The organism is Thermosulfurimonas sp. (assembly GCF_015491435.1).
In the GTDB taxonomy this organism is placed as follows: domain Bacteria; phylum Desulfobacterota; class Thermodesulfobacteria; order Thermodesulfobacteriales; family Thermodesulfobacteriaceae; genus Thermosulfurimonas_A.
In genome coordinates this window covers 1-6,185 of record NZ_WFVX01000155.1, presented here as the reverse complement: position 1 = coordinate 6,185, position 6,185 = coordinate 1, and the positions used below count along the sequence as shown (strand labels likewise).

Below are 6,185 nucleotides of genomic sequence, written 5' to 3'. Positions count from 1 at the left end.
GGGGTAACCAATAAGATCCCCAGAATCAGGCTAAGGGCTATGACTAGTCCCAAACCCACCCGCCGCCACGAGCGCAGGAAAAGAGCTATGAAGAGAAACGCCACCAGAATCCCCAGGAGGGAGGCCCGCCTGCCCATGGCTATCAGAGTGGCTATATCCAGCAATCCTAGCCCCAGGTAAAGCCAGCGTATGCGGCAGGAAGCGTAATAAAAAAACAGTCCCAGAGAAAATATGGAGAAAAATAGCACGATAGAAGACAGGGTGGCCACGCCGACCAGATGCTCCCCGACTTCCATTCCTTTAAGCAAAAAACACCAGAGATTAAAAGAGCAAAGTTTAAAGGAAGAGAATAGAAAGAGAATAATATAAAAAAGATTGCTTAACAAAATGGAAATCCACAAGTAACGTGAATCAAGAACTAAAAGCACGCCCACAGAAAGAGCTAAGATAAAATTAAATACATAATTCCATAAGAAAGCATTCAGGGAGGATATGGGTAAAGGGCTATAAAAAATAGCCGGAACCAGAGTAAAAAATAACAAGATTAAAACCAAAAAGAGAGGGCGATTCGCTTTTATAAGGCCTTTGATCTCGGACCTGAGCACCAAGAGACAAAACAAAAGCCCCAGATATCCTCCTAAGAGGAGACCTCTAGCATGGGGTGAAAAAGTAGATATAAGAACGCAAAGCAAAAACAGAGATAAAAACCCCTTAATCATGAACCTCTCTCCTCTTTTGAGCCTGGAAGTAAAGCACCGGATAAGAGATCCTTTCCCTCAGGATAAGAGCCGGGAATAAAAGTACAGGTCTCAAACATAGGGCCCTGAAAAATCGGAATATTTTGACCATCCGCTTATAATTCCCTCCGACATTCTTTGGGGCCCTTACCATCTTTTGCCAGGTAAATTTTTCCAGACTTTTTAAGTACTTGTAAAAGGGTTCCTTTATGTCATAAACAACCACCCTTTCAAAACCGGCTTTTTCAAGCAGAATCTTTAGGGATTGTTGGTTAAATCTAAAAAAATGATTGGGGGGATAATCTACAAAAGAACCGGTCTTTTCGATTCGAAAAAAATTTTCTCGATTGGGCACGGTACCCGCGAAAAAACCCCCGGGCACCAAAAGCCGAAATACTCTGTCCAGGAAGTCCTTCAGATGGTCCTGATGTTCCAGCACCTCAAAGGCGGTTATAAACTCAAACCGCCAGTTTTCCTGTTGGGCCTTTTGAAAAAAACCCGCTAAATCCAGGGCCAAAACCCTGGAAAGACCCAGTTTTTCCGAGGCAAAGCGCACACTATATTGATCCAGGTCTATACCCCAGGGGTCAAATCCCCTCTCCCGGGCCTGCTTCAGGAACAGACCGTTACCGCAACCCACATCCAGAAGCCGGGGCCTGGTCCCGGAGAAGCGGGGAAAATGTTTAAAAAACTCCAGATGATAATATTTGAGCCTTTTTAACCCCCCTTCATGCCGGGCCCGGTATTCCCTTAAATAAGCCCTTTCATAAAACTCGGGGATGATCCTGCGCGGCTCCCAGTACTGAAGTCCACATTGCGAACATTCAAAGAGTCGATAATCCCCGCCAAAATAAGGATCCCGGAAGGTCTCCCTGAAAATTTGTGGCGCAAGGGATCCACAGCCAGGACATTGCTGGGAGCGGAGATCCAAACTCAAACCTCCCGAACCCGAAAGGTGCCCGACCTCTGACTGTGGTTGAAACGTTTAAGATTGCGATAGATCAGGAAGGCAATCCCGGCGGAAACCAGGCCCAAGATAGAGAAAACCATAGAAGAGAATACGGTAAAGGCCGTTATAGAGAAGATAAGAGCCGCCCAGATAAAGATCTTTAACCCTTTTTCCTTCCTCCGGGCTTTTCCCAGCACGAAACGGATGGTAAGAAGCTCGCGCAGGACTTCAAAGGTGCGCTTTAGGCCGTAGTGGGTGCGGCCGAAACGGCGGGGGCGGTCCACGATCCGCACCTCGGCCACCTCGTGGTTCTTGACCCCGAAGATGGCCGGAATGAAACGATGAAAACCGTGCGGGATCTGCACTCGCTTCACCACCTCCGCCCGATAGACCTTGAGGCTACAGCCGTTGTCGTGCACCCGCACCCCGGTAACCAGGCCGATAATGCGGTTGGCGATCCAGGAAGGGAGGCGCCGGGTAAGGAGCGGCTCCTTGCGTTTCATGCGCCAGCCGGAGACCACCTTGTAGCCCCCCTCCCTAAGCTTTTGCACCATCTCCGGGATGTAGGCCGGGTCGTTCTGGCCGTCGCCGTCCATGCTCACCACGATTTCCCCGCGGGCGTGGAAGAACCCGGCGGTAAGGGCCGCGGCCTCGCCCCGGTTGCGGTCCATCTCCAGGACCCGCACCCGCGAGTCGCGACTCTTTAGCCTCCGCAAGACTTCTCCGGTCCCGTCGGTGCTTCCGTCGTTTACATAGATGATCTCAAAGGGTTCACCGAGACTCTCAAGCGCGGAAACTAACTCCGCATAAAGAGGCTCTATGTTTTTCTCCTCGTTGTGGACCGGGATGACCACGGAGATCATGCGAAAAATTCCCTTACCGCGCTCACCACTTCCTCTATCTCGGCCTCGGTCATCTCGGGGAACATGGGAAGGGCCAGCCCCTCCCGGCAGAGCCTTTCGGCCACCGGAAAGGTTCCCTCCGGAAGCTCCGGAAACCCCGCGGCCCGCCAGGCCGGCTGCCGGTGAAGCGGAACCGGATAATAGATCCCGGTCCCGATCCCCCGTTCCTTAAGATGGCTTTGAAGTTCGTCCCGACGGGAGGTAAAGACCACGAAGCGGTGATAGACGCTCGTGCGCTCCGGGCCATCCTCGGGAGGAAGCCTCAGGTCCGGGATTCCCGAGAGTTCGCGCCGGTAAATTTCGGCAATCTTCCGCCGGCGGGCGTTCTTCTCCGAAAGGCGTTTGAGTCTGGCCCTTAAGACCACGGCCTGAAGCTCATCAAGCCGGCTGTTAAAGCCGTAAAAAGCATGCTCGTTCTTTCGGACCTGGCCGTGCACCCGAAGGTAGCGCAGGCGATGGGCCACCTCCTCATCGTCGGTAAGGACGAAACCGGCGTCCCCCAGGGCGTTCAAATTTTTCACCGGCCCGCAGCTGAAACAGCCCACCTTGCCGAAGGTCCCGACCTTTTTTCCTTTATATTCCGCACCGTGGGCATGCGAGGCATCCTCGATAAGGACCAGACCGTGGCGGGAGGCAATCTCCAGGAGATCCTCAATGCGGGCCGGATGCCCGTACATGTGGACCACGATCAGGGCCTTAGTGCGCGGGCCTATGGCCCGGGCCACGGCCTCGGGGTCCGGCCCGAAGAATTCCTCCTCGGCCTCCACCAGCACCGGCTGCGCCCCGGCCCAGACCACGGCCTCCACATCAGCCACGAACCCGTTGGCCTGGATCAGGACCTCGTCCCCGGGACCGATCCCGCAGGCAAGCAGCGCAAGCCAGAGGGCCGCCGTCCCGGAGCCCACCCCAAAGGCAAACCGGGCCCTGAAAAACCGCGCCGCCTCCTCCTCAAAAGCCAAAAGGTTCTCTCCGTTTAAAAGCCGCATGGACTCGGTGACCCTCCGCCAGCCGGCCTCCACCTCCTCGCGAATCTCCGGCCAGTCGCGCCTAAGATCAAGCAGCGGAACCCCCATGACTAAACCCCTTTCCCCAGTTTTGACTTTTGCGGCTCAAAGGGGAGGCGCACCGGCTCCCCCCGTTCGGCGGACTCGTAAAGGGCCTGGACCAGCTCAAGCGAGGCCACGGCCTCCTCGGGAAGACACAACCGGGGGTCCGGAGGCTCCCCGGAAAAATACCTCAAGGCCGCCCTCAAACATTCCCTATGGGCGAAGCCCAGGGGGTCCTCGGGGTTTTTCCGGTGGGCCTCAAGGACCTCCGCCGGGGGGAAACCGTCCTCAAAAGCGAGATCCAGGATCTCGTTCATGGCAAAGCCCCCGATGCGGGCCGAACCCCGCTCCCCGAGAATGGTGAGCTCCGCCCCGAGATCCCGGGGCCGGGCGCAGGTGGTGGCCTCTATGGTCCCGAGGGCCCCGTTCTTAAAGCGGATCGTCCCCACCAGGAGGTCCTCGGCCTCAAGACGGCTCAGCCGGGTGGCCATCTCCGCATACACACTTTCCACCTCGCCGGCCAGCCAGCGCAGCATGTCCACATGGTGGGCCCCCTGCTGGGCGAGCGCCCCGCCGTCAAGGGCCCAGGTCCCACGCCAAGCCGCACTGTCGTAATAGTCCTGCCTGCGGCACCAGTAAAAACGAGCGGAAAAGAGCACCGGTTTCCCGAAATACCCGGAAAGAAGCGCCTCCCGCACCAGCTTTACCGGCAGATTGAACCGGTTCTGATACACGGTAACCAGTTTGAGGCCGAGCCTGCGGGCGGTCTCCGCCATCTCCCGGGCCTCGGAGAGAAGGAGGGTGATGGGTTTTTCAAGGAGCACGTGTTTTCCGTATTCGCGCATCACCGGGAGGGCCACCCGGGCGTGAAGCCCGGAGGGAACGGCGATATCCACCACCTCCACTTCCGGATGGGACTCAAGCATCTTCCGCCAGTCGGTATAGGGCTTTGCGGAAAGGTCCTCGGCAAAGGCCCGGGCCTTTTCCGGATTGAGATCCGCGACCGCCACCACCTCGGCCTCCGGAAGCTCCCGGAAGATACGCCGGTGTCGCGTGGCCGCCTTCCCGCAACCTATGAGGGCTATCCTTACCTTTCTCATGAATAGGGCTCAAAAGGAAAATTTACCGGGAGATCCGCCGGAGCAAGGAGCAGGTAATTCTTGTTCCGGTCCCGCGAAAGATATCTCCGCTTCAAACCGTAAAGAATCCACTTTTTCCCTAAAAGAGTCCTTCCTAATGCGGTTTCCTTCTTATAAAACGACTCCCGGAAAAAGACAAGGCGGCAGGAGGGGGGAAGCTCCCTTGTCGAGGAAAAGACCGGGACCTTACGCGGGAAGGAAAGGTAAAAATAGAGGTTGGCCGAGACCTTACCCAGGGCGCAGGGGGTCTCCCCGGTCCTGCGGGAAAGGGCGGAGAGGGCCCGGCCGAAGACCTTCTCTGAAGGAGGAGTAAGGGCCGGAGTGAGCACGGAAAGCCCCACGATGTAGAGCACGAGATAGGCCAGGATGAGTCCCCAGGGAGGGGTGGAGCGCAGCATGCACCAGATGAGGGCGGAGAGCACAAGGAGCCCCGCCACCGTTACCGCCAGGGCGAGCCCGGACTTTTCCGCCGGAAACCCGAGACGGGACCAGAGAAGAGGGGCCGGGAGGAGGGCAAGACCGAGAATAAAAGTAATGATGCCGTAAGCGTAAAAGACGAGGCGGCTTAAGCGGTCGGGGCGGCGGACGGCCTCCCGGAGATAGAGGGTGGTAAAGAGCACGCAGAAGGGGAGGATGGGAAGGATGTAATAAGAACGGCGGGCCCGGGCCAGGGTAAAGAGCAGGAAGATGGCCCCCATGGCCCAGAGCAGAAGGCGCTCCCTTTCGGAGAGGGAAAGGCGCTTTTTTACCGCCCAGACAAGAGCGCAGAAGAAAAAGAAGGTCCAGGGGAGAAGGAGCACGGGCACATAGTAAAGATAGACATAGAAGGGCTCGCGATTGTCGTAGGGGGATACGGCCTGAAGCAGGTTTTCCCGCACGAAAAGATGAAAGGGAAGCTCGCTTTGAAGGGCCTTAGAGAGCGCGTAGTAGTGGGCAAGATAAAGGGTCAGGGCTATCCCCGCCGCAAGAAAGGCCTTAAAGTTTAAATGCCTCTTTCGGGTATAAAGCAGGGTGTCAAGGCCTGCTACCAGCACCGGCACCGCAAGCCCCGGAAGCCCCTTGGACAAAGCCGCAAAGACCGCCGAAAGCCAGAAACCGAGATAAAGGGGAAAGCTTCGCCTTTCACGCCCGTAAAAGTAAAAGGCCAGGGCGGAAACGATACCGGAAAGCTGATAGATCTCGCTCTGGGCCACCCGGGCGTAAGCCGCAAACCCCCAGGAGGTGGAAAGCATCCCGGTGGCCACTAAGGCCCAATAAGGTTCAAGGAAGCGCCGGGCAAGGGCGTAAAAGGCGACAAGGGTTAAAAGTCCGCATGCGGCCACCGGAAGCCTCACCGTAAATTCGTTAAGGCCGCCGAACACCTCCGCCGAGGCCCTTATGAGCCAGTAGGGGATGAGGGGTTTGGTAATATG

Annotated in this window: 6 protein-coding genes; all 6 read right to left on the bottom strand. The window is 56.7% G+C overall.

Features of this window, described 5'->3' with window-relative positions; genetic code table 11:
* Window positions 1-719: hypothetical protein (locus tag F8J34_RS07085; protein ID WP_297057662.1), on the bottom strand; the 719-nt coding region annotated here is incomplete at its 3' end.
* Window positions 712-1,674: a class I SAM-dependent methyltransferase gene (locus F8J34_RS07080; RefSeq protein WP_297057660.1), complete on the bottom strand. Its 963-nt coding sequence runs from the start codon at window positions 1,672-1,674 to the stop codon at window positions 712-714. The genes F8J34_RS07080 and F8J34_RS07085, both read right to left, overlap by 8 nt.
* Window positions 1,671-2,549 (bottom strand): glycosyltransferase family 2 protein, encoded by an 879-nt coding sequence (locus F8J34_RS07075; protein ID WP_297057658.1) that lies wholly within the window; start codon window positions 2,547-2,549, stop codon window positions 1,671-1,673. Before F8J34_RS07075 ends, F8J34_RS07080 begins: the two co-directional genes overlap by 4 nt.
* Window positions 2,546-3,661, bottom strand: coding sequence for a DegT/DnrJ/EryC1/StrS family aminotransferase (locus tag F8J34_RS07070; protein WP_297057655.1), 1,116 nt, complete (start codon window positions 3,659-3,661; stop codon window positions 2,546-2,548). Before F8J34_RS07070 ends, F8J34_RS07075 begins: the two co-directional genes overlap by 4 nt.
* 2 nt (window positions 3,662-3,663) lie before the next feature.
* Window positions 3,664-4,734, bottom strand: coding sequence for a Gfo/Idh/MocA family oxidoreductase (locus F8J34_RS07065; protein ID WP_297057652.1), 1,071 nt, complete (start codon window positions 4,732-4,734; stop codon window positions 3,664-3,666).
* Window positions 4,731-6,185 (bottom strand): glycosyltransferase family 39 protein (locus tag F8J34_RS07060; protein ID WP_297057651.1); only part of this gene is annotated, 1,455 nt, incomplete at its 5' end. The genes F8J34_RS07060 and F8J34_RS07065, both read right to left, overlap by 4 nt.

What these genes read in the sequence shown, in the direction of transcription:
- F8J34_RS07075 (WP_297057658.1), bottom strand. Translation starts at nt 2,549, where the DNA reads ATGATCTCCGTGGTCATCCCGGTCCACAACGAGGAGAAAAACATAGAG.
- F8J34_RS07070 (WP_297057655.1), bottom strand. Translation starts at nt 3,661, where the DNA reads ATGGGGGTTCCGCTGCTTGATCTTAGGCGCGACTGGCCGGAGATTCGC.
- F8J34_RS07065 (WP_297057652.1), bottom strand. Translation starts at nt 4,734, where the DNA reads ATGAGAAAGGTAAGGATAGCCCTCATAGGTTGCGGGAAGGCGGCCACG.